This is a genomic window from Ramlibacter sp. bp-362 (assembly GCF_054956735.1).
Map to the genome: position 1 here is coordinate 242273 of NZ_JBUDXE010000008.1, position 25830 is coordinate 268102.

The window sequence follows — 25830 nt, forward strand, 5'->3', positions numbered from 1 at the left end:
CTACGAAAACCCGGCGCTCTACGAACACCCGGCGCTCGTAGGCTGGCGGTGAGCCGAAGGCGAACCCCAGCTCCCGCGCTCACCGCTGCTGCACCCGCCTCTCGATCGCCACCGACGGCTTGCCTGAGAGCGCGTCCAGCCGCGATCCCATCGCGACCTCCAGCTGCTCCAGCCGCCGCTGCGCCGGCGGATGCGTGCTCAGCGTCAGCGTGAACAACGGGTTGTCCGGCGCCGCGCTGCGCAACTGCTGCAGCACCGCCGGCAAACCGTAGGGATCGAACCCCGCCCGCGCCGCGAGCGCGACGCCCTGCCGGTCCGCGTCGAATTCATCCGCCTGGTCCAGCCCGCTGGAATACAGGTCGCGTCCCAGCGCGAGCATCCGCGACGAGATCGCGCCGCCCAGGTTGTTGCGCAGCTGCGAGCCGATCAGCTGCGCCGCCAGCCCCGAGCGCGCCTTGGCCGCCAGCGCCTGCAGGTGGTGCTTCGCCGTGACGTGCGTGATCTCGTGCGCGAGGATGCCGGCGAGCTCCGCCTCGTCGACGCGGTCCACCAGTCCCTTGGTGACGAACACGTAGCCGCCCGGCGCCGCGAAGGCGTTGAAGCCGGGGTCGTCCAGCACCCCGAAGGTCCACGGCAGCTGCGGCCGCGGCGACTGCAGCGAGATCCAGCGGCCGAGGCGGTTGACGTAGCGCTGCAGCGCCATGTCGCGGTGCAGCGGCTTGCTTCCGAGCAGCACCGAGGCGAGCTGCCGGCCGATCTCGATCTCCTTGGGCTCGTCGATGTTCTCGAGCGACTGCGACAGCAGCTCGACCAGGTCGCCCGCGGCCGGCGCGCGCTGCGGCGCGGGCGGCGTGAACAGGTTGCCCGGCGTGACCTGGCGCAGCAGGCCGCCCAGCGCCTTGGCCGGATCCTGCGCGTGCGCCGTGGGTGCGAGGGCCAGCGCGGCGGCGAGCGCGAACGCGGCCAGCATCGAAGGCCGGCGGCTCATGGCAATTGCTCCGGGTTGCGGTTGCCGGCCGCGGGGGCGGGCGCAGGCGCGGGCAGCGGATCCACGGCTGCGGGGACCCACGGCGCGCGCGCGGCGAACGAGCGCGCCTCCGCCTCGCTTTGCCGCAGCCGTTCCATCTGCGTCACCGCGGCGGCATCGGGCTGCGCCTGCGCGAGGTCCTCCGCGCCGAGGCCGCGGATGCCGCTGGTGGTGGCCGCCTGCGTCGCGGGCCGGCCGCCGAACAGGCTGGTGACGCCGCGCAGCGCACCGCCGACGATGTCGCTGCCGCCGCTTGCCGACCCGCCGGCCGAGGCCGGACCCAGGTCGAACAGGTGCACCCAGCCGGTCGTGCCGTCCGCCGTGCGCACCTGCACCCAGGGGCCCTTGCGTTCGGCGGTGCGGGTGACGGGCGCCTGCGCCGGCAGCGCCGCGAGGCTGCGGCCGCCGTCGGCCGGCGCGTCGCGCAGGTCGGTGGCGCGGCGCGTGAGCGCGGCTTCCTGCGCCCAGGCGGCGGGCAGCAGGAGCAGGGCCAGGAGGGCGGCGTGCAGGGCGATGCGTATCATTCGCGGGTCATTCCTCTTCACTGTCGGGCATTCTATGAACTTGGGCATCACGGGCAAATGGGCGCTGGTCTGCGGGGCCAGCAAGGGACTGGGCTACGGTTGCGCGCAGGCGCTGGCGCGCGAAGGCACGCACGTCGTGATCGTGGCGCGCGGCGCCGAGGCGCTGCAGGCGGCCGCCGAGCGGCTGCGCGCCGACCCGGAGGTGCCGAAGGGCACGCAGGTCGAACCGATCGCCGTGGACATCACCACCGCCGAGGGCCGCGCGAAGGTGTTCGCCTTCCGCAAGGACTACGACATCGTCGTCACCAACGCGGGCGGCCCGCCGCCCGGCGACTTCCGCGACTGGGACCGCGAGGCCTGGATCAAGGCCGTGGACGCCAACATGCTCACGCCCATCGAGCTGATCAAGGCGACCGTCGACGGCATGGCGGCGCGCGGCTTCGGGCGCATCGTCAACATCACGTCGAGCGCGGTGAAGGCACCCATCGACATCCTGGGCCTGTCGAACGGCGCGCGCAGCGGCCTCACCGGCTTCGTCGCCGGCGTCGCGCGCACCAGCAAGCTCGCCTCGGCCAACGTCACGATCAACAACCTGCTGCCCGGCGCCTTCGACACGGACCGGCTGAAGGCCACGATGGAAGGCGGCGCGAAGAAGAGCGGCAAGTCGGTGGAGGAAGTGCGCCAGCTGCGCATGAAGACCATCCCCTCGCTGCGCTTCGGCACCTCCGACGAATTCGGCGCGACCTGCGCCTTCCTGTGCAGCCAGCACGCGGGCTACATCACGGGACAGAACGTGCTGATCGACGGCGGCGCGTACCCCGGTACGTACTGACCTTGACTTCCCTCCCCCTCTGGGGGAGGGTCAGGGTGGGGGCACCCCGTCGCGCGCCGCGCTCTTACGGCACGCACTGCTCCCCGTTGTCGGACGGCTCGTCGCGCTCGCGCTTCTTCCTGGCCACCAGCTTCACGGGCTCGATGACCGTCGTCTCGAGCTCGGCGACGCCTTGCCGCACATCTGAAACGGAGGCCTTGCCTTCGAGGATGTCCTCGATGCGGTCGTTCTGCGAAGCGGGCGGGGGCGCGGGTGCGGGCGTCGGCGCCGGGCTCGGGGCCGGTGTGGGCGCAGGGCTCGGGGCAGGCGTCGGCGCGGGACTCGGAGCCGGCGAAGGCGCAGGCGTCGGCGCTGGTGTTGGCGCTGGTGTTGGCGCGGGAGTCGGTGCCGGCGTCGGTGCCGGCGTCGGTGCCGGCGTCGGAGCAGGCGTCGGTGCAGGCGTCGGCGCAGGAGTCGGCGCAGGAGTCGGCGCTGGTGTCGGCGGGGGCACGGACTCGCCTGCGAGCGCGAGTCTCAGCGCGCTTGCTTCTGCGTCGGTACTCCAGTCATTCGAGGGAAGCACCGTAGCGAGCCCGTTCAGCGAAACGCCTGAACTGGCGGACACCACGTCAAAGGTCGCGCCTGGATGCAGCGTTGATGTCCCCGTCCTGATCGCTTCGAGCGTGCCGCTCAAGAGGGCTGATCCATTGACGCTCAGCTGGTCGAATTCAGCGGGCGAGGCGATCCGCACGATAAGCCGGCCGCTGCTGCCCTGCACGTAATCGCCAAAGATCGTCAGTGTTCCGGGTTGGGAAGCATCCCCCGGACGGATCGTCCCGTCGTTGCGTAACGTGGCCCCAGCGAGCACGCCGGCGCCTCGGATCAGGCCCGTGTTGACGAGGTCGTTCTCACCCGTCGTAAAGGCAGCACCGCTGCGAACGTCGATCGTGCCGGCATTGTGCAGAGGGACCAGCATGCCGAGCACGCCGCGTTCGACGCGGACCACCGAGTTCGCGCCCAGCTGGACGGTCAAGTCCGTTCCGACCAGACCTGCGGTGCCGTCGCCTGTCTTCGTCACCAGGCCTTCGTTGTTGAAGCTGCACGGGTTGCAGCTGGTGTTGGCACCGACGAAGCCACTGCTGCCGAACGCAAAGACGCCACCCGCCAGATTGTTGATGACGGCGTTCCCCTGCGTGATGTCGCCATCGATCACGAGCGGCCCGTTGACGTTGACGGTGCCGGCGTTGTCCAGCGTGTTCGACAACGTGGAATGGATTCCCTCGCCATTGATGTTCAGCCTCGCGCCGCCGGCGATGGCGAGCGTGCCGCCGGCCACCCTGGTGCTCCCGTCTGGAGGGCCTCCGCTCCAGTTGAAATCGGCGCCGGCCGGAATGGTCAGGGTCTCGCCCTTTTCGATATCGATGCTGCCAGCCTCGAAGTTGGTCCCGGCACCCAGGCTGACGGTGCCGAAGTGGGCGGCAGCCCCGCGCAGGTTCAGGTTCCCCGTGATCGATGCACCGCTGGTGAAGGAATGGGTTCCGCCTGTGAAGCCCACGTCGCCCAGCAGCTGGATGTGCCCGCTGTGGGTGTTCTCGGCCATGCTGGAAATGAAATCGATCCCGCCCGCCCGGGCATCGATGATTTCGTCCCGGCCTTGATAGAGCAGCCAGTCGCCGCCGATCGCGCTCCGCCCGGTGCCATCGGGGGCCCGCAGCAGCGTGCCGCGGTTCTCGAATCGCGAGTTGGCGTTGGTGGTGTCGTCGCCGCCGATCAGCCCGGCGCTGTGGAACGTGAACGTCGCACCAGCCTCGTTGCGCAGCAGCGAGCCTGCGTTGACGAGGAGTCCGTCCGAATCCCGGTAGTTCACCGCCCCGCTGTTGGCCAGCGTATGGTTCGACAGGCGATGCTCCCCACCGTGCACGAGGTTGAGCGTCGCCGCCGGGCCGATGGTCACGCTACCGTTCTGCCAGGTCGTGCCGCCGGTCCAGTTGGCGGTGCCGCTCTCGATGGTCAGGTTGCCACCCGTCAATCCGAAAGGCAGCTCGATGCTGCCCGCCGACCTCAGGTTTCCGGAAACGGCGACATTGGAGATGCGGATACCGTTCGTGCCCGGCACGTCGATGTTGCCGCCGTGCGTGTCGACATCGGCCTTGACCTGCACGTTGCCGTTCACCGCATTCAGGTTCAGGTCGAGCCGGCCCTGTTCCGAGGTGATCGGCTTGTTGATGATGATGTTCTGGTCGGCGTTGAGCGTGAGGGTGCTTTCTTTCTCGGTATGACGCTCGATCGCCTTGCTGATGGTGATCGTGCCGCGGCGGGCGGTGCCTCCTTCGACGGTCGTGTCGATCGACATGCTCATGCCGAGATCGAGCGCCCTCGTGAGTTCCTTGACGTCCACCTTGCCCTTCGCGCCTTCGGCATGCGGCTTCTTCCCGTGGCCGTGCGTCTCGATGTTCTCGTCCACCGGGTAATCGTCGATGTCGACGTCCTCCGGATCGAGCAGCCAGGTTCCGCCCTTGCCCTTGCGCGCCGAGGCATCCACGCCCTGGCTGACCGACAGCACGCGCGCCGACGTCTCCACGAACCCGCCATCGCCGCCCTTCGGCCCACCGCGCGCGGTGATGCTCCCATGCACCCCCGCCGTCTCGTCGCCCCACACGATCACCCGCCCGCCGTTGCCGTTCTCCAGCGCGTCGGCGCTCACCACAGTCCCTGCGCCCAGGTGCACGTCGCGCGCGTTGTCCACGCCCGCCACCGCCATCGCGCCGCGCTGCTCGCCACCGACCAGCACGGTGCCGCCACCGCGCGCGCCCGACGCATCGATGCGCCCGGGAGCTTCCAGCGCGATGTCCTTCGCGAGCAGCACGACCTTCCCGCCTTGCTGCAAGGCCGTCGTCGCGGAGATCACGCCCGAATGCCGCAGGGTCCCGGCGAACACGCCCACCGCATCGCCCTCCAGGCGGCCGAGGTTGCGCGCCTCGCCCGTGGGCTTCAGCTCGAAGTGGATGCCTTCCAGGCCGCGCCCCGTGATCGCGGCGGACTGGCCGGCAGCGAGCACCACCGTGCCGTTGGCGGCCTGCACCACGGCGGGCGCGCCCACCTCCACCTTCGGCGCGAGCAGCACGACGTCGCCGTTGCGCGAGCGGATGCTGCCGTCCACCTGCAGCGGCCCCGCATTGCCCGCGTCCCGGAACAGCAGCCGCCCGGCCGACCAGTCCGCGTCGCTGATCGAGAGCGTCGACGCCGTGAAGCCCGCCGTGTCCACCATCGCGCCGCGGCCGACCGCGATGCCGGCGGGATTCACCAGGATCACCTTGCCGTTGGACGTCATCGTGCCCAGCAGTTGCGAGGGCGTCGCGGTGGTCACGCGGTTGAGCACGCTGCTGGCCGCATTCGGCTGCTGGAAGTGCGTCGTCTCGCCCGGCGCGATGGAGAAGCTGCGCCAGTCGATCGCGGCGCCCGCGGAATTGGTGACGGTCAGGCGGTTGCCGATGGTGCGGAAGCTCGCCTGCCCGTGCACGACCGTCGCCCCTTGCGGATTCGCGTGGACCACGCCGGGAAGCAGCAGCGACAGCAAGCTGCCCGCGAAGGCATGCGCGAGCGCGCGGCTCAATGGATGAGGTGAAGCGGCAGGCGAAGGTGCGGCGGCACGCGTTGCGCGTGGTCTGACGTGCGCAGAGGGTGACGCCATGGAGCCTCCGCGGTCCCGGGACATGCGGACCGAGGCGCGAGATTACCCGTTTTCGGCACGCGTAAGGTGCCGTAAAAATGCCGCTTTCGAAGTTTCAGTGCGTCACGTCCTGCGCGAGGACACGACGATGCCGCCAACGATGAGCACGAAGGCCACCGCGTGGAAGACATGCGGCGGCTCGCCGAGGAAAGCGGCCGAGAGGATCGCCGCGAACAGCGGCGTGAGGTTGGAGAAGAAGCTCGCGATGTTGGGCCCCACGCGCTGCACGCCCAGGCCCCAGCTGCGGTACGCGAGCAGCGCGGGGCCCAGCGCGATGTAGGCCAGCGCGGCGGCGAGCGGCCAGCCCCACTGGATCGTCTGCGTGCCCAGCACCGTCTCGCCGGCGGCGAACAGGCCGGACCACAGCAGGCCGGGCACCATCTGCGCCATCAGCATGGCGGCCCAGTCGCCGCGGATCTCCTGCGGGTCGCCGGGGCGGGTGAGCAGCCAGCTGTAGAGCGCCCACGACGCCGTGGCCACCAGCATGTACAGGTCGCCCGGGACGAAGCGCACCTGCGCCAGGTGCGTGATCTCGCCGTGCGACAGCACGACCAGCACGCCGCCGATCGAGAGCGCCGCGCCCACCAGCTGCCGGCGCGTGATGCGCTGGCCGAAGAAGGCCGCGCCCAGCCCCAGCATGAAGGCCGGGATGCTGGAGCCCACCAGCGTCACGTTGATCGGCGTGGAGGTCTTCAGCGCCAGGTACTGGAAGGCGTTGTACGCGCCCACGCCGAACAGCCCCAACGCGGCGAAGCGCGGGAAGCGCTGCCACAGGGGGCTGCCGCCGCGCAGCAGCTGCCAGGCCAGCGGCAGCAGGATCACGAAGGCGAGCGCCCAGCGCAGGAAGTTGAGGGTGAGCGGCGGCACGAGCGGTGCCACCACGCGCCCCACCACCGCGTTGCCCGCCCACATCAGCGGCGGCGTGGTGAGCAGGAGGGCGGTGCGGAGATTCAGTCGCTGGTCCATGGCCAACCGCGCACTTTAGCCGACGCGGCGAACGGCCCCTGCGCGGACGGTGGCGTGCGATTCGTGGCAGGATGCGCCGCATTCGAAGCCACACACAGGAGACACAAGTGAGCAAAGCGGTCCAGATCCGCCAGAACGGCGGCCCCGAGCAGATGGAACTGGTGGACGTGCAGGTCGGCGACCCCGGCCCCGGCGAGATCCGCATCCGCCACCGTGCCATCGGCCTGAACTTCATCGACGTGTACCAGCGCACCGGCCTGTACCAGCTGCCGCTGCCGCTCACGCTGGGCATGGAAGGCTCCGGCGTCGTCGAGGCGGTGGGCGAAGGCGTCACCCACCTGAAGGTGGGCGACCGCGCCGCCTATGCCAGCAACCCGCCCGGTTCCTATTCCGAGGTGCGCGTGATGCCGGCCAAGACCGTGTGCAAGCTGCCCGACGCGATCAGTTTCGAGACCGGCGCGGCCATGATGCTCAAGGGCCTCACCGCCCAGTACCTGCTGAAGCGCACGCAGCCGCAGGGTGGCCTGAAGCCGGGCGACCACGTGCTGTTCCACGCGGCCGCCGGCGGCGTCGGCCTGATCGCGTGCCAGTGGGCCAAGGCCATGGGCCTGCAGCTGATCGGCACGGCGGGCAGCGACGCGAAGTGCGAGCTCGCGAAGTCGATGGGCGCCGCGCACGTCATCAACTACAGCAAGGAAGACTTCAAGGAGCGCGTCAAGCAGATCACCGGCGGCAAGGGCGTGAAGGTCGTCTACGACTCGGTGGGCAAGGACACGTGGGAGAAGTCGCTCGACTGCCTGCAGCCTTTCGGACTGATGGCCAGCTTCGGCAACGCCTCCGGCCCGGTGCCGCCGTTCGCGCCCGGCATCCTGGGCGTGAAGGGGTCGCTGTACGTCACGCGCCAGACGCTGTTCACGCACATCGCCACGCGCGAGGCGACGCAGGAGATGGCCGACGACCTGTTCGGCGCCGTCACCAGCGGCAAGGTGCAGATCCGCATCGACCAGACCTTCCCGCTGGCGCAGGTGCGCGAGGCGCACCAGGCGCTGGAGGCGCGCAAGACCACCGGCTGCACCATCCTCACGCTGTGACGCAGCTGCGCGTCGCGCCGGCCTGGCGCGCCGCGCTGGCCGCCGCCCTGCGCTCGCCGCCCGCACGGGCGCGCGAGCCCCTGCGCTGGCGCGGCCACGCCCTCGGCTCGATCGAACCGGACCTGCCCGCGCGCGCCGGCCTGCAGCAGCTGCTGCGGCGGGATGCCGAGGGCTGGGAGGTGCAGGGCGAACTCACGCCCGCCATGGAAGCGATCGCGCAGGCCCTGCGCGACGCCGGACTCACCGGCGCGTGGCGCGGCGAGCTGCTGGCCGTGCGCAATCCCGCGCGCGAGGTGCTGGGCGTGGTGGAGCGCGCCGCCGCGCGGCCGCTGGGCCTCTTCACGCAGGCCGTGCACCTGCTCGCCACCGATGCGCAGGGCCGCCACTGGCTGCAGCGGCGCTCGCTCGCCAAGGACAGCGACCCCGGCCTGTGGGACACGCTCGTGGGCGGCATCGTGCCGGCGCACGAGAGCGTGCCGCAGGCGCTGGAGCGCGAGACCTGGGAAGAAGCGGGCCTGCGCCTCGCGCGGCTGCGTGAGCTGCGGCGCGGCGGCGTCGTCGGCGAGACGCGGTCCTGTCCGGGCCGGCTCGCGCACGCCTACATCGTGCAGGACCTGGAGTGGTTCACCTGCGTGCTGCCCGAGGACGTGCGGCCGCGCAACCAGGACGGCGAGGTCGCCGAGTTCCGCGCGATGGAGCCCGCCGAGGTCGCGCGGCGCATGGAGGCGGGCGAGTTCGCGCCCGACGCCGCGCTGCTGCTGCTCACGGCCTTCGGCAACGGCTGAGCAACACATTCCTACACGGGCATGGCTTCGCCGCTTTCAGCGCGGCGGGGTGCGCGCGCCCAGAATCGATCCCCAGGCGCGGCCCGGACGCCCTGGACCGCCGCATGGAGACACCGCAATGACGTTTCGCGCGTACATCGTCGAGGACAGCTCGACGATCCGGGACAATCTCGTCGCCACCCTGAAGGAACTCGCGCAGTTCGAACCGGTGGGCACCACCGGCTCGGAACACGAGGCGAAGCGCTGGCTGGCCGGCAACCCCTGGGACCTGGCCATCATCGACCTGTTCCTGCACGAGGGCAGCGGCATGAACGTGCTGGAAGCCTGCCGCACGCGCCAGGCCGGGCAGAAGATCGTGGTGCTCAGCAACCATTCCTCGCGCGACGTGCGCTGGCGCTGCATGCAGCTGGGCGCGGACGCGGTGTTCGACAAGTCGACGGAGCTGGAGGCGCTTGTCGCGTATTGCGACGAGCTGCGGGCGCGGAATGCGCGGGAGGATGCTGGGGTTCGCTCCGCTCACCGCCAGCCTACGGGAACCGCTGTCGATGGCGCTGCGGCACAAGCCGCGTAGGCTGGCGGTGAGCGCAGCGAACCCCAGCTTGCGGGTGGTTCCGTAGGCTGGCGGTGAGCGCAGCGAACCCCAGCGATCACATCGCTTCGGAAGGCTCCTCCGGCAACACCTGCCGATAACGCGTCGGCGCCAGCGCGCCCGCCGAATCGAGGATCGGGTACGCGATCGCGCAGATGTGCGAGTTGATGCGCTTCAGGTCGCTGATCAGGTCCAGGTGCAGCGAGCTGGTCTCGATGCTCTGCACCGTGTTCTCGGCCAGGCGCGTGAGGTGCGTGTCCGAATAGGCGCGCTCCAGGTCGCGGAAGCGCGCCTTCTCCTCCAGCAGCTTCTTGGCATCGCGCACCGAGCCGTTGAGGAACACGCTCATCCCCAGGCGCAGGTTGTCCACGAGGCGCGCGTGCAGCTCGCAGATCTCCGCCATGCCGGCGTCGGAGAAGCTGCGGCCCTTCTTGATCTTCTTGTCCTCGATGTCCTGCAGCACCCGCTCGATGATGTCGCCGATCTGCTCCATGTTGATCGTGAAGCTGATGATGTCGGCCCAGCGGCGGCTCTCCTCCTCGCCCAGCGCCTCGCGCGAGATCTTGGTCAGGTAGTACTTGATCGCGGAATAGAGCTGGTCGACCGTGTCGTCCATGCGGCGCAGCTCCTGCGCCAGGGCCAGGTCGTTGTCCTTGATCACGCGCAGCATGCCAAGCAGCATGGTCTCCACCACGTCGGCCTGGTGCAGCGCCTCGCGCGCGGCATTGGAGATGGCCAGCGAGGGCGTGGACAGCGCCGAGGGATCCAGGTGGTGCGGGCGGCCCGCCACCAGGCTCTTCTCCCCCTTGGGCAGCCACTGCTCGACCCAGCGGGCGATCACGTGGGTGAAGCCCAGGAAGATCGCGCCGATCAGGATGTTGAAGACCAGGTGGTACAGCACCACCACCGTGGCCGGCTCGGGCAGGTAGGGCGCCAGCAGCGTCAGCCACATGTCGACGAAAGGTGCCGCCAGCACCACGCCCACGGCCTTGAACACGAGGTTGCCCATGGGCACCTGGCGCGTCTCCACCGAGGACTTGGCCATGGCCAGCACGCCCAGCAGGCCGCTGCCCAGGTTGGCGCCGAGCGTCAGGCCCAGGGCGACGTCCAGCGGGATGGCGCCCGAAGCGGCCAGCGTCGCCGTGAGCAGCACGATCGCGAGGCTGGAATAGGCGACCACCGAGATGACGGCGCCGACGGTGATCTCCAGCAGGATGTCGCTGGAGAGGGACTCCAGCAGCGCCTTCACGGCCGGCGACTGCACGATGATGGCCGTGGACTCCGAGATGAGCCGCAGGGCCAGCAGCATCAGCCCCAGGCCGATCAGCACCCGGCCGAAGCGGCCGCCGGCGCTCGCCTGCCTGGTGATGAACAGGACGACCCCCACGAAGATGAACAGGGGCGACAGCCAGGAGAGGTCGAAGGAGAAGACCACGACCATGAAGCTGGTGCCGACGTCGGCGCCGAGCATCACGGCGAGCGCGGTCGGCAGCGCCACCAGCCCCTGGCCGACGAAGGACGCGACGATCAGCGCCGTGGCCGTGCTGGACTGGACCAGCGCGGTGACGCCCAGGCCGGCCATGGCGGCCGCGGGTCGCGTGGAGATGCTGCGGGCCAGCACGTGGCGCAAATTGGCGCCGAAGACCCGCAGGATGCCCGTGCGTACGAGATACGTACCCCAGACCAGCAGCGCAACGGCCGCCAGCAGGTTCAGCAGATGCTTCATGTTTGAAGCATGATACGACGCGGAACGCTGCGGATGGGTAAAGCTGTCTCGGGGACGCGTCAGGTCCTCGCACCCTCTCCCGCTTGCGGGAGAGGGCAGGGGTGAGGGCAGTGGCGCGCCTCCTCCCCCTCACCCCAGCCCTCTCCCCCAAGGGGGAGAGGGAGGAAGTCGAGTCAGCGGGTTCGCCGGACCCGCAGCAGTTCGTCGAGGATCAGCCCGGCCGCGCCGACGGTGATCGCCGCGTCGGCGATGTTGAAGGCCGGGAAGTACCAGCGGTTGGCCCAGTGGAACTGCAGGAAGTCCACCACGTAGCCATAGAGCAGCCGGTCGATCACGTTGCCCACCGCCCCGCCCAGGATGCAGGCCAGCGCGAAGCAGAACAGCTTCTGCCCGGCGTGCTTGCGCATCAGGTACAGGATGAACAGCGTGGCCGCCACCCCGATCCCCGTGAACAGCCAGCGCTGCCAGCCCGAGGCCGCCGCCAGGAAGGAGAAGGCTGCGCCCGTGTTGTGGGCACGGACGATGTTGAAGAAGGACGTGATCGTCGTCGACTCGCCGTACTGGTAGGTGCCCAGGATCAGGATCTTGCTGAACTGGTCGGCGATCAGGATCACGAGCGCGAGCGCCAGCCAGGGCAGCATGCTGCCCGTGCGCGTGCGGTCGCTCAGGAAGCTGGGCCCGGCCCCCATCAGGCGTGCACCCGGTCTTCGCCGGTCCCGTACAGGTTGGTCACGCAACGCCCGCAGATCGTGGGATGGGCCGGGTCGCTGCCGACGTCGGCGCGCCAGTGCCAGCAGCGCTCGCACTTGGTGTCGGGGCTGGGCAGCGCCTGGATCCCCAGCGCCTCGCCGCGCTCCAGCCGCACGGCGGACGTGATGAAGACGAACTTCAGGTCCTCGCCCAGGCCGGCCAGCAGCGCGTGGTCCTCGGGCCCGGCCGTGATCACGAGGTTGGCCTGCAGCGAGGAGCCCACCTGGCCCTTCTCGCGCAGCGCCTCGATCTCCTTGTTGGCCGCCTCCCGGATCTCGCGGATGCGCTGCCACTTCGCCAGCAGCGTCGTGTCGGGGCCGCCGATCTCGGCGTACTCCTCGATGAAGATCGAGGGCGAGTGGCCGAAGACCTGCCAGGCCTCTTCCGCCGTGAAGCTGAGGAAGGGCGCCATCCAGCGCAGCATGGCGTGCGTGATGTTCCACAGGGCCGTCTGCGCGCTGCGGCGGGCCAGCGACTTGGGCGCCGTGGTGTACAGGCGGTCCTTCAGCACGTCGAGGTAGAAGGCGCCCAGGTCCTCGGAGCAGTACACCTGCAGCTTGGCGACCACCGGGTGGAACTCGTAGACCTCGTAGTGCGCCAGCACTTCGGCCTGGAATTCGGCCGCGCGCGACAGGGCATAGCGGTCGATCTCCAGCATCTCGGCGAGGGGCACGGCGTCCTTCGCCGGGTCGAAGTCGCTCACGTTCGCCAGCAGGAAGCGCAGGGTGTTGCGGATGCGGCGGTAGGCGTCGACGACGCGGGCCAGGATCTTGTCGTCGCCGGCGATGTCGCCCGAGTAGTCGGAGGCGGCCACCCACAGGCGGATGATCTCGGCGCCCAGCTTGCCGCTCACCTGTTGCGGCTCGATGCCGTTGCCGAGCGACTTGCTCATCTTGCGGCCCTGGCTGTCCACGGTGAAGCCGTGCGTGAGCAGGCCGCGGTAGGGCGCGCGGCCATACATGGCGCAGGCCGTCAGCAGCGAGGAGTGGAACCAGCCGCGGTGCTGGTCGTGGCCTTCCAGGTAGAGGTCGGCTTCCGGGCCGTTCTCGTGCGCGGCGCCGGCGTGCGAGCCCTTGAGCACCGTGGTGTGCGTGGTGCCCGAGTCGAACCACACCTCCAGGATGTCCTGGCTCTTGGTGTAGTTCGGAGCGTCCGCGGCCGCGCCCACCCTGGCGAGGATCTCCTCGGTGCTCGCCTTGCTCCAGGCCTCGATCCCGCCGCCGGCCACCATTTCGGCGGCCACGTCGAGGATCTCCATCGTCTTCGGGTGCAGGTCGCCCGAGTCCTTGTGCAGGAAGAAGGGCAGGGGCACGCCCCAGCTGCGCTGGCGGCTGATGCACCAGTCGGGCCGGCCGGCGATCATGTCGCGCAGGCGGGCCTTGCCGTTTTCCGGGAAGAAGCTGGTGTCCTCGATCGCTTCCAGCGCCATCTGGCGCAGCGTCTGGGGCGCCTTGTCCTTGGTGAACACGCCCTCGCCTTCGTCCATGCGGATGAACCACTGGGCCGCGGCGCGGTAGATCACCGGCGTCTTGTGGCGCCAGCAGTGCGGGTAGCTGTGGGTGATGGTCTCGGTGGCGAACAGGCGGCCGGCGTCGCCCAGCGCCTCGATGATGCGCGGCACCGCCTTCCAGATGTTCTCGCCGCCGAACAGCGCGAAGTCGGCGGCGTAGGCGCCGTTGCCCTGCACCGGGTTGAGGATGTCGTCGTACTTCAGGCCGTGGGCGACGCAGCTGTTGAAGTCGTCCAGGCCGTAGGCGGGCGAGGAGTGCACGATGCCGGTGCCGTCCTCCGCCGTGGCGTAGTCGGCCAGGTACACGGGCGACAGGCGCCGGTAGCCGGCGTCGACGTCGTAGAGCGGATGGCGGAACTCCAGGCCGCCGAGGTTCTTGCCTTCGGTCGTGGCGAGGACCTTGCCTTCCAGCTTGAAGCGCTCGAGCGCCTTTTCCACCAGCGACTCGGCGAGGATCAGCTTGCCGCGCGGCGTGTCGACCAGCGCGTACACGATCTCGGGATTGAGGTTCAGCGCCTGGTTGGCCGGGATGGTCCAGGCGGTGGTGGTCCAGATGACGGCGAAGACGTCGCCGGCGCCGCTCGCCGGCAGCCCGAAGGCCGCCAGCACCTTCGCCGGTTCATCCGCGAGGAAGCCGACGTCCAGCGTCTGGCTCTTCTTGTCCGCGTACTCGATCTCGAACTCCGCCAGCGAGGAGCCGCAGTCGAAGCACCAGTACACCGGCTTCAGGCCGCGGTAGACGAAGCCGCGCTCGATCACGCGCTTGAACGCGCGGATCTCGTCGGCCTCGTTGACGAAGTCCATCGTGCGGTAGGGATGGTCCCAGTCGCCCAGCACGCCCAGGCGCTTGAAGTCGGCCATCTGGATGCCGATCTGCTCGGTGGCGAAGGCGCGGCTCTTCGCCTGCATCTCGTCGCGGGGCAGGTTGCGGCCGAACTTCTTCTCGATCGCGTTCTCGATGGGCAGGCCGTGGCAGTCCCAGCCGGGGATGTAGGCTGCGTCCAGCCCCTTGAGCTGGCGCGACTTCACGATCATGTCCTTCAGGATCTTGTTGACCGCGTGCCCCATGTGGATCTGGCCGTTGGCGTAGGGCGGGCCGTCGTGCAGCACGAACTTCTGCCGGCCGGCGCGGGCGTCGCGCAGGCGCTTGTACAGGCCTTCCTCCTCCCACTTCTTCACCCAGCCGGGTTCCCGCTTCGGCAGGTCGCCGCGCATGGGGAAGGGCGTGTCCGGGAGGTTGAGGGTGGCGCGGTAATCGGTCTTGTCGGTCATGGAAAAGCCTTGGCGAACTTGTCATGCCGGGCTTGACCCGGCATCCACGGTGGCGTGCACCCGTGGGATGGATTGCGGCTCGGTGGCCGCAATGACAAGGCCGCTAAATTCGGTCGCGCGTGGTCTGCCGCCGGGTCTCGGCGTGCGTGGAAGCGAAGAACGCCCGCGCGGCGTCGCAGTCGCGCGCGATGCCGGCCTTCAGGGCGTCGAGGCCGTCGTAGCGCAGCTCGTCGTGCAGTTTGTGCAGCAGTTCCACGCGGATGATTTTACCGTACCCCCCTTCGGCCCCCAGGCTGGCGGGCCATTGGAAGCAGTGGGTCTCCAGCAGCACGCGCCCGCCGTTGGCGTCGCGCGGGTCCAGCGAGGGCCGCACGCCCAGGTTGGCCACGCCCTCCAGCGGCGCGCCGTCCAGGCCGTGCACCAGCACCGCGAAGATGCCGCTGGCGGCCGGCTTCCAGTGGGCGAAGCGCAGGTTGAGCGTCTTGAAGCCCAGGTCGCGCCCCAGCTTGCGGCCGTGCACCACGTGCCCGCTGATGGCGTAGGGCCTGCCCAGCAGCGCGGCCGTTCCCGCCATGTCGCCCCGGGCCAGGGCCTCGCGCACCGCCGAGCTGGACACGCGCAGTCCGTGCACCTCGTAGCTGTTCATGCGGGCCACCTCGAAGCCGTTGCGGCTGCCCGCCGAATCGAGCATGGCGTAGTCGCCGGCCCGCTTGGCGCCGAAGCGGAAGTCGTCGCCGACCAGCACGTACTTCGCGCCCAGGCCGCGCACCAGCACGTCGTCGATGAAGGCCTCGGGCGACAGGCTGGACAGGTCGCCGTCGAACTTGAGGATCACGGTCTGGTCGACGCCGCAGCGGCACAGCTCGGTCAGCTTGTCGCGCACGGTGGCGATGCGCGCCGGCGCGAGCTCCGGCTTGCGGTGCACGGCGGCGAAATAGTCGCGCGGGTGGGGCTCGAAGGTGAGCACGCAGCTGGGCACGCCGCGGTGGCGGGCCTCGCTGTTCAGCAGGGCCAGCATGGCCTGGTGGCCCCGGTGCACGCCGTCGAAGTTGCCGATCGTCACCGCGCAGGCCTTGGCGATCTGGGGATGGTGGAAGCCGCGCAGGATCTGCATCTGGAGTGGTATCTTTTTGATAGCAGCACGCTACGTGGCAAAAGGCCTACGCACGCATGGCTTGCCACAAGTGCCTGGTGAAAACACGGTATATTGTGTCTCACGCCACGGAGCCTGGACACCCGGGCCCGCGAGGCGCGATCGGTCTGTTCGTCGTTGAATGGAGGCGCGTTTTGAAGGTGTTGAAGTTGTCCGCCCAGGGACTGCCCCAGTCCTGGATCTCGCTGGAGCAGGCCGTGCTGCACTATGCGGCCGACCAGGTGCGCTGGGAGGCGGGGGCGGACGTGGCCGTGTTCCGGGGCGGCATCAACGCCGCGAGCGGCCAGCAGTCGGTCATCCGGGTCAACAGCATCATCGGCACCAAGGGCGTGCCGAACATCAACCCCTTCGACCTCAAGCCCGGCCTCACCAACGGCAAGCTGTTCGCCCGCGACCGCAATGTGTGCGCCTACTGCGGCGGGCACTTCCATGAGGAAGAACTCACCCGCGAGCACATCGTGCCCTTCGCGCAGAACGGCCGCGACCACTGGATGAACGTGGTGACGGCCTGCCGCTCCTGCAACCACCGCAAGGCCAACCGCACGCCGGAGCAGGCGGGCATGTCGCTGCTGTACACGCCCTACGTCCCCAGCCTCTGGGAAGACTTCATCCTGCGCAACCGCCGCATCCTGGCGGACCAGATGGAGTTCCTGATGGCGCATTTGCCGAAGAACTCGCGGTTGCACGCCTGAGGGCGGGCACGCGGGAACGGAAGGGACAGAAGGGTTGTCATCCGGGGCTCCGGGTGTCATCCCGGGCTCAGGGGTTGTCACCCCGGGCTCGACCCGGGATCCATCGTGGAGCCGTGACACGCATGCATGGATTGCGGGTCAAGCCCGCAATGACAAGTCAGGGGTGGGTCAGGGACGCGTCAGTACGTCAGTTCCAGCACCGACACTTCATCGTTCGCCATCGGCCACGTCCGCCCCACCACCCGTTCCCCGTTGAATTCCGCCACCACCGTCCGCGGCGGCCCCGCCGGCCGGATGCGTGAGGTCGAGACCCCCGCGCCCGGCACCGCCCCCGGCGGGGGGCTCTGCCCGTCGAAGGACATCCGGTCTCTCGCCGGGTCGAAGTAGCCGCGCGGGCGCGTCATCAGCACCAGTGCCGGCGCCGCCCGGTCCGCCGCCGCGACGCGCTCCGGCCGCATGTTCACGATGCTGCTCGAGCGCGGGAAGCCGCTGCGGTAGATGTGCGTCGTCGCATACCCGGGCGCCGCGATCACGAATTCGAGCGGCATGCCGGGCTGCGTCGTGATCGGACCCCACATCCCGTCCGCGCCGATCACCTTCGCATACGCCGGCCCACCGCGCCGCTCGCTCGTGGCCGGATCGATCGCGTACACCTCCAGCCGCGCTCCCGGCAGCGGCAGGTTGTTCGCGTAGTTGCCGCTGGCCGGATCCGTCGACGACAGCCCCAGCCCCGTCACCTTGCCCGAGAGCTCCACCTGCGACTCGCGCAGGATCTCCGTCGTCGCCGGCGCCTTGCCGGTGATGAACCGGTACGCCGCCGCGAAGGCCGCCGGCGAGAACGCCGTCTCGCGGTGGTCCACGCCGGGGATCACGACGTTGGTCGCGCCCTTCAGCTCCGGGCCGGCGTACGTCACGCCGGTGGCGAGCTTCGGGTCCCCGATCCACGTGCCCAGCGGCTGCGCGTACTTGTCGTTGCGGTCCGAGCGGATGGTGAGCCACTTCACCGGGCCGGTGACCTCGTCGCCGGCCGCGTTCTTCGGTGCGTTGAGCGCCTGCAGGAAGGGGCCGTTGCCCGCGAACTCGTTGTTGGGCGCGCGGCCCGGCACGTTCCATACGCCGTGGTTCGGGACGCCGCCGAGGATCGCGTGGCTCACCTTCGCCGCGCCGCCGCCGTTCTGGATGTAGTTGCGCACCGCGTAGCCGCCGCGCGAATTGGCGAACAGCACGACCTGCTTCGCGCCGGTGGCGGCCAGCACCTTCTCGACCTCCGAGCGCAGGAAGGCCATGTGCTCCGCGGTGGACGTCCGCCCCGGCTCCGCCTTCGTGTCGTCGCCGCGAGCGAGCGGATAGGGCAGGTCGATGGCGTGCAGCCGCTCGCGCGGCCAGCCGTTGGACTCGAAACGCCAGAGCGTGGTCTGCCACAGGGCGGCGGTGTCGCCGTTGCCGTGGACGAAGACGATGGGCGGATATTCACGCAGCGACACGCCGCTGGCGCAGCCGCCGAGGGCCAGCGCCGCGGCGCTGCCGAGGAAGTGGCGACGGGTGGCCATCAGGCGAACACCCCGGCCGTGTCCTGCATCCGCGCGGACACTTCGCCCAGGTGGTGCAGGGTGTCGCCGAAGGCGAGCTCCAGCTGCGTGAGCTTCTTGAAGTAGTGGCTGCCCACGTATTCGTCCGTCACGCCGATGCCGCCGTGCAGCTGCACCGAGTTCTGGCCCACGAAGCGCATCGCCACGCCCAGCTGGTACTTGGCGCGCGCCATCGCGCGGCGGCGCTCGTCGGCCGGCGCGTTGAGCTTCAGCGAGGCGTAGTAGCTCATGGAGCGGGCCAGCTCCTGCTGCATCTTCATGTCGGCCATGCGGTGGCGCAGCGCCTGGAAGGTGGCCAGAGGCACGCCGAACTGCTTGCGCGTGTTCAGGTATTCGGCCGTCAGCTCCATCGTCTTGTCGATCGCGCCGACGGCTTCGGCGCAGGTGCAGGCGATGGCGATGTCCACCGCGTGTTCCAGCGCCGTCAGCCCGTCCGCCGTGACCAGCGTGGCCGGCGCGTCGCGCAGTGTCACTTCCGCGGCGCGGCCGCCCTCCAGCGTGGGATAGCCGCGGGTGCTGACGCCCTGCGCCGTCCGCTCCACCAGGAACAGCGCCATCTTCCCGTCCGCCTGCGCGGGCACGAGGAAGGCGTCGGCCTGGTCGCCGGCGGGAACGATGCTCTTCTCGCCCGAGACCTTCCAGGCACCGCCGGACTGCGTCGCCTTCGCCTCGCAGACGTCCAGCCGGTACCGCGCCTTGCGCTCCTGCTGCGCGAGCACGACCAGCGCCTCGCCGGAAGCGATCTTCGGCAGCCACTGCGACTTCACCGCATCCGGCGCGTACGCGCCGATCACGCCGCTCGTGACGAGCGCCTGCGCCAGCGGCTCCAGCACGATGCCGCGGCCCAGTTCCTCCAGCGCCACCATCGCCTCGACCGGGCCCATGCCCATGCCGCCCTGGTCCTCGGGGACGTAGATGCCCGCGAGCCCGAGCTCCGCCAGTTCGCCGTAGGCCTTGCGGTCGAAGCCGCCCGCCTGCGTGATCGCGCGCCGGCGCTCGAAGCCGTAGCTGCGGTCCACCCACTTGCGCACGGCGTCGCGCAGCTGTTCCTGGTCGTCGGTGAAATTGAAGTCCATTTGTGTTCTCCGGAAGCCATGGATTGCGGCTCGAGGCCGCAATGACAAGACGGGGTCAGCCCAGCACGACCTGCGAAACGATGTTGCGCTGCACCTCGTTGGAGCCGCCGTAGATGGTGGTCTTGCGCATGTTGAGATAGGTGGCGGCGAGCGGCGCGATGTAGGCGGCGCCGACGTAGTCGCCCTGGTAGCCCGCTTCCATCGCCTCGCGGATGAAGGGGATCGCGTACGGGCCGGCGGCCAGCATCATCAGCTCCGTGTAGCGCTGCTGGATCTCGCTGCCCTTGATCTTCAGCAGGCCGGCGATGTCCAGCGGGTTCTTGCCCGACTTCTCGGCCGACAGCACGCGCAGCACCAGCATCTCCAGCGCCACCACGTCCACTTCCAGCTTGGCGATCTCGTCGCGGAAGCGCGTGTCGTCGTACACGCCCTCGCTCTTGGCGATGCGCTTCAGGCGCTCCAGCTCGCGCTTGGCGCGGTTGACGTCCGCGATGTTGGTCCGCTCGTGCGACAGCAGGTGCTTGGCGTAGGTCCAGCCCTTGTTCTCCTCGCCGATCAGGTTCTCGGCCGGCACTTCGACGTTGTCGAAGAACACCTCGTTCACCTCGTGGCCGCCATCGAGCATGATGATCGGGCGCACCGTGACCCCGGGCGACTTCATGTCGATCAGCAGGAAGGAGATGCCGGTCTGCGGCTTGCCCTCGGTGGACGTGCGCACCAGGCAAAAGATCCAGTCGCCGTACTGCGCCAGCGTCGTCCAGGTCTTCTGGCCGTTGACGATGTACTTGTCGCCCTTGCGCTCGGCGCGCGTCTTCAGCGAGGCGAGGTCCGAGCCCGAGCCCGGCTCGCTGTAGCCCTGGCTCCACCACACCTCGCCGCTGGCGATGCCGGGCAGGAAGCGCTTCTGCTGCTCCGGCGAGCCGAAGGCCATGATCACCGGCGCCACCATCACCGGCCCGAAGGGCACGATGCGCGGCGCGCCGGCCAGCGCCGTCTCTTCCTCGAACAGGTGCTTCTGCACCGCCGACCAGCCCGGGCCGCCGAACTGCTTCGGCCAGCCGTAGCCCAGCCAGCCCTTCTTGCCGAGGATCTTCGCCCAGCGCTGCATGTCGTCACGGGTCAGGTGCAGGGCGTTGTGCACCTTGTGCGCGATGTCCTGCGGCAGGTTCTCGCGCACCCAGGCGCGGACCTCCTCGCGGAACTTCTGTTCTTCAGGGGTGAATGCAAGGTCCATGGAATCTCTCCGATGCAGGCGGGGATTTAAGCACGGTCGTTCGATTCGGGGTGTCCAGGGGGTGACAAACCGAGCTGCGCGGCGAGGTCCGCGAACTGCGCGCGCAGTTGCGCGACTTCCTCCTCCAGGGCGGCGACGCGCTGGGCCAGGCCGGTCGGCGCTTCCGGCGCCGCCGGGGCGGCCATCGCTGCCACGTCCACCGGCCCGCACAGCAGGTGCGCCCAGCGCGCCTCGCGGGCGCCGGCGGCGCGGGGCAGCTGCACCACCAGCGGGCCGCCCTTGTCCTCGCTGCGGTTGGCCAGTTCGTCCAGGAAGGCCTCCACCGAGGAGATGTCCGCGAAGCGGTACCAGCGCTCGGCGTGGATGCGCAGCTCGCCCGCCGTCTGCGGGCCGCGCAGCATCAGCAGGCCCAGCAGCACGGCCGACTGCTCCGGCACCACCAGCGCGCGCTGGAAGTTGTGCTCCCAGCGCGCCACCCGGCCGCCGCTCGACGCGAAGGCCAGCGAGCGCCGCTTGAGTCCGTCCAGCGCCTCCTGCACCTCGGCCTCGCCCAGGTTGGTGATCGGCTCGCGGCTGCTTTTCTGGTTGCAGCCGGCCACGATCGCGTTGAGCGTCATCGGGTAGCTGTCGGGGACGGTACGTGCCTTTTCCATCAGCGTGCCCAGCACGCGGGCCTCTGCAAGCGTCAGTGGTTCCATGGGCTCGCAACGATAATCGCGCTCGACATGAAGAACATCGTGATCCTGGTCTCCGGCGGGGGCTCCAACATGGCCGCCATTGTGCGCGCCGCCCGGCGCGAGCACTGGGCCCAGCTCTACGGCGCGGAGGTCGCGGCGGTGGTCAGCAATCGGCCCGACGCCGGCGGCCTGGCCTTCGCGCGCGAGCAGGGCATCGCCACTGCCGTCGTGGACCACAAGCAGTACGCGCGGCGCGAGGACTTCGACGCGGCGCTGGCCGCCGCCATCGACCGGTTCACGCCCGCGCTGGTCGTGCTGGCCGGCTTCATGCGCATCCTCACGCCCGGCTTCGTGGAGCGCTACCGCGGCCGCCTGCTGAACATCCATCCCTCGCTGCTGCCGGCCTTTCCCGGCCTGCACACGCACCAGCGCGCGCTCGACGCCGGCTGCCGCTTCGCCGGCGCCACCGTGCACCAGGTGACGGCGGAACTCGATTACGGTCCCATCCTGGAACAGGCGGTGGTGCCCATCCTGCCCGGCGACACCGCCGACGCGATCGCCGCGCGCGTCCTGACGCAGGAACACCTGATCTACCCGCGCGCCATCGCGCAGCTGCTGCCCACCCTGTAGGAACCATGCATCCCAAGGCCTTGCTGGAGGCCTGCGCCGAACTGGTGGCGCAGGTCCTCAAATTCGAGCATCCCGCCGACGCCGTCGTCTCGCGCTACTTCCGCGAGCACCGCGCGCTCGGCCCCCGCGAGCGGGCGACGCTCGCCGAAACCGCGTACACCGTCGTGCGCAAGAAGCTGCTGTTCGAGCACTTCGCCGGATCCGGCAGCGGCCCGCGCGAGCGGCGCCTCGCCATCCTGGGCTTCGCCGGCCCGCGCGACTTCCTCAAGAGCGCGCTGAACGAGCAGGAAAAGGCCTGGCTGGACGCCTGCGATGCGGTGGACCCGGCAACGCTCTCGGAGCGGCACCGCCACAACATGCCGGAATGGCTGGTCGAGCCGCTGAAGGCACAGCTCGGAGACGACTTCTGGCCGCTGGTCGAGGCCCTGCAGCAGCCCGCTCCGCTGGACCTGCGCGTCAACGCGCTCACCGACAAGCGCGAGGACGTGCGCCAGGAGCTGAAGCTCGCCGGCATCGCCGCCCAGCCCACGCCCTATTCGCCCTGGGGCCTGCGCGTGGACGGCAAGCCGGCGCTCACCAGGCTGGACGCCTTCGCGCGCGGGGCGATCGAGGTGCAGGACGAGGGCTCGCAGCTGCTGGCGCTGCTCACCGATGCCCGCCGCGGCCAGATGGTGGTGGACTTCTGCGCCGGCGCCGGCGGCAAGACCCTGGCGCTGGGCGCGGCGATGCGCAACACGGGCCGGCTGTACGCCTTCGACGTCTCGGCCCACCGGCTGGACAACCTGAAACCGCGCCTCGCGCGCAGCAAGCTCTCGAACGTGCACCCGGCCGCCATCGCCCACGAACGCGACGAGCGCATCAAGCGCCTGGCCGGCAAGATCGACCGCGTGATCGTCGACGCCCCATGCTCGGGCCTGGGAACCTTGCGCCGCAATCCGGACCTGAAGTGGAGGCAGTCGCCGCAGTCCGTGGCTGAACTGGTGGCCAAGCAGGCGGCCATCCTGGAGAGCGCGGCGCGCCTGCTCAAGCCCGGTGGCCGCATCGTCTACGCCACGTGCAGCCTGCTGCGGGCCGAGAACGAGGACATCGCGGCGGCCTTCAGCGCCGCCCACCCGGGCTTCCGCCGGCTGGCTGTGCAGGAACTGCTGGAACAGGCCAAGGTGCCGGAGGCGGCGAGCCTCTGCAGTGACGGCGGGCAGGACCTGCGGCTCTGGCCGCAGAGGCACGGCAGCGACGGTTTCTATGCCGCTGCGTGGGAAAAAGGCCAATCCTGACGCGGTCTTGCCAAAAAAATGGCCCCCCCGGTGAACCCCGCGCCCTAGAATCCCTCCAACCCGGGCACGCAGCGCCCCTGCGCGCTTTTGACTTACAAGAGAAAGAGACTCCCCACCCATGTTGCTTCCCGATTGGGCCGTCCTGAACGCGGCGATCGACTGGCTCGCCAACGGTCTTTGGGATCTGTCCTGGTGGCAGATCGTGCTGTACACGCTGGTCACCACGCACATCACCATCGCCAGCGTCACCATCTTTCTGCACCGCGCCCAGGCGCACCGGGCGATGGACCTGCACGCCATTCCCTCGCACTTCTTCCGCTTCTGGCTCTGGCTGGGCACCGGCATGGTGACCAAGGAGTGGGTCGCGATCCACCGCAAGCACCACGCCCGCTGCGAGACGCCGGATGACCCACACAGCCCGCAGACCCGCGGCATCGAGACCGTGCTGTGGCGCGGCGCCGAGCTGTACCGCGCCGAGGCCAAGAACAAGGAAACCATGGCCAAGTTCGGCCACGGCACGCCGGACGACTGGCTCGAGCGCAACCTGTACACCCGCTACAGCTGGCAGGGCGTGGGCCTCATGCTGATCCTGAACCTGGCCCTGTTCGGCGTCATCGGCCTGGCCGTGTGGGCCGTGCAGATGCTGTGGATCCCGATCACCGCCGCCGGCATCATCAACGGCATCGGCCACTACTGGGGCTACCGCAACTTCGAGGCGCCGGACGCCAGCACGAACGTGTCCCCCTGGGGCATCATCATCGGCGGCGAGGAACTGCACAACAACCACCACACCTACCCGACGTCGGCCAAGTTCTCGGTGAAGCCCTACGAGTTCGACCTCGGCTGGGTCTACATCAGCCTGATGCGCAAGATCGGCTGGGCCACCGTCAAGAAGGTCCCGCCGAAGCTGCGCCTGGGCGCGATCCGCCCCGTGGCCGACGAGAAGACGCTCGAGGCCGTGATCGCCAACCGCTACGAGGTGATGGCCGGCTACGCCCGCGAAATGAAGCGCGCCTGCAAGGCGGAAATCGCCGCCCTGAAGGAAAAGGGCCACGACATGGCCCAGCTGAAGTCCGCCAGGCGCTGGCTGCACCGCGACGCCGACAAGGTGCCGGCCGCCGCGCGCCCGCAGCTCGAGCAGGTGCGCGCCGCCCACCCGGTGCTGGACCAGATGGTCAGCATGCGCGAGGAACTGCGCCAGATGTGGCTCAACACGAACCACTCGCGCGAGCAGCTCGCCGCCGACCTGCAGGCCTGGTGCCGCCGCGCCGAGGAAAGCGGGATCGAGGCCCTGCGGCAGTTCTCCCTGAAGCTCCGCGCCGCCCACGCCTGAGGCACGCCGCAGAGCTCGCGAAAAGGCCCCTGACGGGGCCTTTTTTCTTGGCTGTTACCTGCCGTCGCCGTCCCACAGCAAAACGCTACACGGGCGACATGCGCGCTCGACGTGGCGGCGCTCCAATGTCCACATGGCGGGGTGTCCCCGCGAAGGAGTTTCGAATGAAAAAACTGATCGTGGCATTGGCGGTGGCTGGAGCGGCCGGCATGGCGATGGCGCAGTCCGGCTCGGCCGAATGCGCCGGCGCGGCCTCGAACCCCAACGCCTTCCCGGACTACTGCTTCGGCGGGCCGCAGGGGCGTCCGTATTCGGGCTACCAGGTCTTCCGCGGGCCGGGCTACAACGTCACCCCGTACGGCGGCTACGGCAACCCCTGGGGGATCATCGCGCAGGCGCTGCCGTATGGGACGGTGCCGTACGCGTCGCAGTATCCGCGCACGCGCAACGACCGCGACGGCGACGGGATCCGGAACCGGCGGGACCGGTATCCGGATGATCCGCGGTATCGTTGAGGCATGAAAAAAGCCCCGCGTCGCGGGGCTTTTTCTTGGATTGCGGGTCGAGCCCGCAATGACAAGGCCGAGGTTGGTGAGCGGGAGGGTTGTCATCCCGGGCTTGACCCGGGATCCATGCCCCCCACCCAAGCCTCACTTCAGCTTCGTTTCCTTGTACTCGACGTGCTTCCGAGCCTTCGGGTCGAACTTCATGATCGACATCTTCTCGGGCATCGTCTTCTTGTTCTTGCTGGTCGTGTAGAAGTGGCCGGTGCCCGCCGTGGACTCCAGCTTGATCTTTTCGCGTCCGCCTTTTGCTGCCATGGTGGTGCTCCTTAAGCCTGGCCGCGGGCACGCATGTCTGCGAGCACGGCGTCGATGCCATTCTTGTCGATGAGGCGCAGCGCGGCGCTGGAGACGCGCAGGCGCACCCAGCGGTTCTCGCTCTCGACCCAGAAACGGCGGTATTGCAGGTTCGGCATGAACCGGCGCTTGGTCTTGTTGTTGGCGTGGGAAACGTTGTTCCCCACCATCGGGCCCTTGCCCGTCACTTCGCACACGCGTGCCATGTGGAATTCTCCGAAAACCGCCCGTCACTCCCGTGAGGGGCTCACCTCGCCCTGACGGGGGCGGTAACCGGCCGGGGGATGCCCGGCGAAGCCCGCGATTATAGCGCGGGTGGCCGGGGGAGTGCCGCGCAGGGGTGGATCCCGGGTCGAGCCCGGGATGACAACCCTTGACTTGTCATTGCGGGCTTGACCCGCAATCCATGCAACCTTGACTTGTCATTGCGGGCTTGACCCGCAATCCATGCAACCCTTGACTTGTCATTGCGGGCTTGACCCGCAATCCATGCAACCCTTGACTTGTCATTGCGGGCTTGACCCGCAATCC

23 protein-coding genes are annotated in these 25830 nt (G+C 69.4%); 9 read left to right on the forward strand and 14 right to left on the reverse strand.

Annotation, left to right across the window (positions count from 1 at the left end):
- Positions 1-79 precede the first annotated feature (79 nt).
- Both ACY0MJ_RS13915 and ACY0MJ_RS13920 read right to left on the reverse strand, forming a co-directional pair.
- Positions 80-988, reverse strand: coding sequence for a M48 family metalloprotease (locus tag ACY0MJ_RS13915; protein ID WP_462639070.1), 909 nt, complete (start codon positions 986-988; stop codon positions 80-82).
- On the reverse strand, positions 985-1551 hold the full coding sequence (locus ACY0MJ_RS13920; RefSeq protein ID WP_462639071.1) for an SH3 domain-containing protein: 567 nt from the start codon (positions 1549-1551) through the stop codon (positions 985-987). The genes ACY0MJ_RS13915 and ACY0MJ_RS13920 overlap by 4 nt, the downstream gene beginning before the upstream one ends.
- Before the next feature lie 34 nt (positions 1552-1585).
- On the opposite strand from ACY0MJ_RS13920, the gene ACY0MJ_RS13925 reads away from it, so the two are divergent.
- Positions 1586-2383 carry an SDR family oxidoreductase gene (locus tag ACY0MJ_RS13925; RefSeq protein WP_462639072.1) on the forward strand — a complete coding sequence of 266 codons (798 nt, stop codon included), beginning with the start codon at positions 1586-1588 and terminating at the stop codon, positions 2381-2383.
- A 64-nt stretch (positions 2384-2447) separates the two neighbouring features.
- On the opposite strand, the gene ACY0MJ_RS13930 is transcribed toward ACY0MJ_RS13925, so the two are convergent.
- Complete coding sequence (locus ACY0MJ_RS13930) at positions 2448-5975, reverse strand: two-partner secretion domain-containing protein (protein WP_462639073.1); 3528 nt, start codon at positions 5973-5975, stop codon at positions 2448-2450.
- A 180-nt stretch (positions 5976-6155) separates the two neighbouring features.
- Positions 6156-7058, reverse strand: a complete 903-nt coding sequence (locus ACY0MJ_RS13935) for a DMT family transporter (RefSeq protein ID WP_462639074.1) — start codon at positions 7056-7058, stop codon at positions 6156-6158.
- Between the two features lie 107 nt (positions 7059-7165).
- Here ACY0MJ_RS13935 and ACY0MJ_RS13940 point away from each other — a divergent pair, with 107 nt between their 5' ends.
- The 3 genes from ACY0MJ_RS13940 to ACY0MJ_RS13950 all read left to right on the forward strand — a co-directional run bounded on the left by ACY0MJ_RS13940 (position 7166) and on the right by ACY0MJ_RS13950 (position 9505).
- Positions 7166-8149 (forward strand): quinone oxidoreductase family protein, encoded by a 984-nt coding sequence (locus tag ACY0MJ_RS13940; protein WP_462639075.1) that lies wholly within the window; start codon positions 7166-7168, stop codon positions 8147-8149.
- Positions 8146-8934 carry an NUDIX domain-containing protein gene (locus ACY0MJ_RS13945; RefSeq protein WP_462639076.1) on the forward strand — a complete coding sequence of 263 codons (789 nt, stop codon included), beginning with the start codon at positions 8146-8148 and terminating at the stop codon, positions 8932-8934. Before ACY0MJ_RS13940 ends, ACY0MJ_RS13945 begins: the two co-directional genes overlap by 4 nt.
- A gap of 118 nt (positions 8935-9052) precedes the next feature.
- Complete coding sequence (locus ACY0MJ_RS13950) at positions 9053-9505, forward strand: response regulator (protein WP_462639077.1); 453 nt, start codon at positions 9053-9055, stop codon at positions 9503-9505.
- 76 nt (positions 9506-9581) lie between these two features.
- Here ACY0MJ_RS13950 and ACY0MJ_RS13955 read toward each other — a convergent pair whose 3' ends face one another.
- The 4 genes from ACY0MJ_RS13955 to ACY0MJ_RS13970 form a co-directional block, all read right to left on the reverse strand.
- Positions 9582-11249: a Na/Pi cotransporter family protein gene (locus tag ACY0MJ_RS13955; RefSeq protein ID WP_462639078.1), complete on the reverse strand. Its 1668-nt coding sequence runs from the start codon at positions 11247-11249 to the stop codon at positions 9582-9584.
- Between the two features lie 173 nt (positions 11250-11422).
- Positions 11423-11938, reverse strand: coding sequence for a signal peptidase II (lspA, locus tag ACY0MJ_RS13960; protein WP_462639079.1), 516 nt, complete (start codon positions 11936-11938; stop codon positions 11423-11425).
- Positions 11938-14781 carry an isoleucine--tRNA ligase gene (gene ileS / locus ACY0MJ_RS13965; RefSeq protein ID WP_462639080.1) on the reverse strand — a complete coding sequence of 948 codons (2844 nt, stop codon included), beginning with the start codon at positions 14779-14781 and terminating at the stop codon, positions 11938-11940. Before ileS ends, lspA begins: the two co-directional genes overlap by 1 nt.
- 103 nt (positions 14782-14884) lie before the next feature.
- A complete protein-coding gene (locus ACY0MJ_RS13970) occupies positions 14885-15895 on the reverse strand; it encodes a bifunctional riboflavin kinase/FAD synthetase (protein ID WP_462639081.1) in 1011 nt (336 codons plus the stop codon).
- Between the two features lie 173 nt (positions 15896-16068).
- On the opposite strand from ACY0MJ_RS13970, the gene ACY0MJ_RS13975 reads away from it, so the two are divergent.
- Positions 16069-16626, forward strand: coding sequence for an HNH endonuclease (locus tag ACY0MJ_RS13975; RefSeq protein WP_462639082.1), 558 nt, complete (start codon positions 16069-16071; stop codon positions 16624-16626).
- A gap of 179 nt (positions 16627-16805) precedes the next feature.
- Here ACY0MJ_RS13975 and ACY0MJ_RS13980 read toward each other — a convergent pair whose 3' ends face one another.
- The 4 genes from ACY0MJ_RS13980 to ACY0MJ_RS13995 are packed head-to-tail and all read right to left on the reverse strand — an operon-like array spanning position 16806 to position 21223.
- Positions 16806-18176: an alpha/beta fold hydrolase gene (locus ACY0MJ_RS13980; protein ID WP_462639083.1), complete on the reverse strand. Its 1371-nt coding sequence runs from the start codon at positions 18174-18176 to the stop codon at positions 16806-16808.
- Entirely contained in the window at positions 18176-19291 is a 1116-nt protein-coding gene (locus tag ACY0MJ_RS13985) for an acyl-CoA dehydrogenase family protein (protein WP_462639084.1), read from the reverse strand. The genes ACY0MJ_RS13980 and ACY0MJ_RS13985 overlap by 1 nt, the downstream gene beginning before the upstream one ends.
- Positions 19292-19346: 55 nt before the next feature.
- The gene (locus ACY0MJ_RS13990) at positions 19347-20525 is read right to left on the reverse strand and encodes an acyl-CoA dehydrogenase family protein (RefSeq protein WP_462639085.1); all 1179 of its coding nucleotides are present in this window, start codon (positions 20523-20525) and stop codon (positions 19347-19349) included.
- A gap of 26 nt (positions 20526-20551) precedes the next feature.
- Entirely contained in the window at positions 20552-21223 is a 672-nt protein-coding gene (locus tag ACY0MJ_RS13995) for a YceH family protein (RefSeq protein ID WP_462639086.1), read from the reverse strand.
- Between the two features lie 27 nt (positions 21224-21250).
- On the opposite strand from ACY0MJ_RS13995, the gene purN reads away from it, so the two are divergent.
- The 4 genes from purN to ACY0MJ_RS14015 all read left to right on the forward strand — a co-directional run bounded on the left by purN (position 21251) and on the right by ACY0MJ_RS14015 (position 24954).
- Positions 21251-21832, forward strand: a complete 582-nt coding sequence (gene purN, locus ACY0MJ_RS14000) for a phosphoribosylglycinamide formyltransferase (RefSeq protein WP_462639087.1) — start codon at positions 21251-21253, stop codon at positions 21830-21832.
- Positions 21833-21837: 5 nt separating this feature from the next.
- The gene (locus tag ACY0MJ_RS14005) at positions 21838-23106 is read left to right on the forward strand and encodes an RsmB/NOP family class I SAM-dependent RNA methyltransferase (RefSeq protein ID WP_462639088.1); all 1269 of its coding nucleotides are present in this window, start codon (positions 21838-21840) and stop codon (positions 23104-23106) included.
- A 118-nt stretch (positions 23107-23224) separates the two neighbouring features.
- Positions 23225-24439: a DesA family fatty acid desaturase gene (locus ACY0MJ_RS14010; protein WP_462639089.1), complete on the forward strand. Its 1215-nt coding sequence runs from the start codon at positions 23225-23227 to the stop codon at positions 24437-24439.
- Positions 24440-24603: 164 nt separating this feature from the next.
- The gene (locus tag ACY0MJ_RS14015) at positions 24604-24954 is read left to right on the forward strand and encodes a hypothetical protein (RefSeq protein WP_462639090.1); all 351 of its coding nucleotides are present in this window, start codon (positions 24604-24606) and stop codon (positions 24952-24954) included.
- A gap of 135 nt (positions 24955-25089) precedes the next feature.
- Here ACY0MJ_RS14015 and rpmG read toward each other — a convergent pair whose 3' ends face one another.
- Both rpmG and rpmB read right to left on the reverse strand, forming a co-directional pair.
- Positions 25090-25260: a 50S ribosomal protein L33 gene (rpmG, locus tag ACY0MJ_RS14020; protein ID WP_187081797.1), complete on the reverse strand. Its 171-nt coding sequence runs from the start codon at positions 25258-25260 to the stop codon at positions 25090-25092.
- A gap of 11 nt (positions 25261-25271) precedes the next feature.
- Positions 25272-25505 (reverse strand): 50S ribosomal protein L28, encoded by a 234-nt coding sequence (gene rpmB, locus ACY0MJ_RS14025; RefSeq protein ID WP_043118471.1) that lies wholly within the window; start codon positions 25503-25505, stop codon positions 25272-25274.
- Positions 25506-25830: the final 325 nt, after the last annotated feature.

Bases quoted from the DNA above. Each gene is read 5' to 3' on its own strand.
- ACY0MJ_RS13915 (WP_462639070.1), bottom strand. From the start codon at position 988: ATGAGCCGCCGGCCTTCGATGCTGGCCGCGTTCGCGCTCGCCGCCGCG.
- ACY0MJ_RS13920 (WP_462639071.1), bottom strand. From the start codon at position 1,551: ATGATACGCATCGCCCTGCACGCCGCCCTCCTGGCCCTGCTCCTGCTG.
- ACY0MJ_RS13925 (WP_462639072.1), top strand. From the start codon at position 1,586: ATGAACTTGGGCATCACGGGCAAATGGGCGCTGGTCTGCGGGGCCAGC.
- ACY0MJ_RS13935 (WP_462639074.1), bottom strand. From the start codon at position 7,058: ATGGACCAGCGACTGAATCTCCGCACCGCCCTCCTGCTCACCACGCCG.
- ACY0MJ_RS13950 (WP_462639077.1), top strand. From the start codon at position 9,053: ATGACGTTTCGCGCGTACATCGTCGAGGACAGCTCGACGATCCGGGAC.
- ACY0MJ_RS13955 (WP_462639078.1), bottom strand. From the start codon at position 11,249: ATGAAGCATCTGCTGAACCTGCTGGCGGCCGTTGCGCTGCTGGTCTGG.
- lspA (WP_462639079.1), bottom strand. From the start codon at position 11,938: ATGGGGGCCGGGCCCAGCTTCCTGAGCGACCGCACGCGCACGGGCAGC.
- ileS (WP_462639080.1), bottom strand. From the start codon at position 14,781: ATGACCGACAAGACCGATTACCGCGCCACCCTCAACCTCCCGGACACG.
- ACY0MJ_RS13970 (WP_462639081.1), bottom strand. From the start codon at position 15,895: ATGCAGATCCTGCGCGGCTTCCACCATCCCCAGATCGCCAAGGCCTGC.
- ACY0MJ_RS13980 (WP_462639083.1), bottom strand. From the start codon at position 18,176: ATGGCCACCCGTCGCCACTTCCTCGGCAGCGCCGCGGCGCTGGCCCTC.
- ACY0MJ_RS13985 (WP_462639084.1), bottom strand. From the start codon at position 19,291: ATGGACTTCAATTTCACCGACGACCAGGAACAGCTGCGCGACGCCGTG.
- ACY0MJ_RS13990 (WP_462639085.1), bottom strand. From the start codon at position 20,525: ATGGACCTTGCATTCACCCCTGAAGAACAGAAGTTCCGCGAGGAGGTC.
- ACY0MJ_RS13995 (WP_462639086.1), bottom strand. From the start codon at position 21,223: ATGGAACCACTGACGCTTGCAGAGGCCCGCGTGCTGGGCACGCTGATG.
- purN (WP_462639087.1), top strand. From the start codon at position 21,251: ATGAAGAACATCGTGATCCTGGTCTCCGGCGGGGGCTCCAACATGGCC.
- ACY0MJ_RS14005 (WP_462639088.1), top strand. From the start codon at position 21,838: ATGCATCCCAAGGCCTTGCTGGAGGCCTGCGCCGAACTGGTGGCGCAG.
- ACY0MJ_RS14010 (WP_462639089.1), top strand. From the start codon at position 23,225: ATGTTGCTTCCCGATTGGGCCGTCCTGAACGCGGCGATCGACTGGCTC.
- ACY0MJ_RS14015 (WP_462639090.1), top strand. From the start codon at position 24,604: ATGAAAAAACTGATCGTGGCATTGGCGGTGGCTGGAGCGGCCGGCATG.
- rpmG (WP_187081797.1), bottom strand. From the start codon at position 25,260: ATGGCAGCAAAAGGCGGACGCGAAAAGATCAAGCTGGAGTCCACGGCG.
- rpmB (WP_043118471.1), bottom strand. From the start codon at position 25,505: ATGGCACGCGTGTGCGAAGTGACGGGCAAGGGCCCGATGGTGGGGAAC.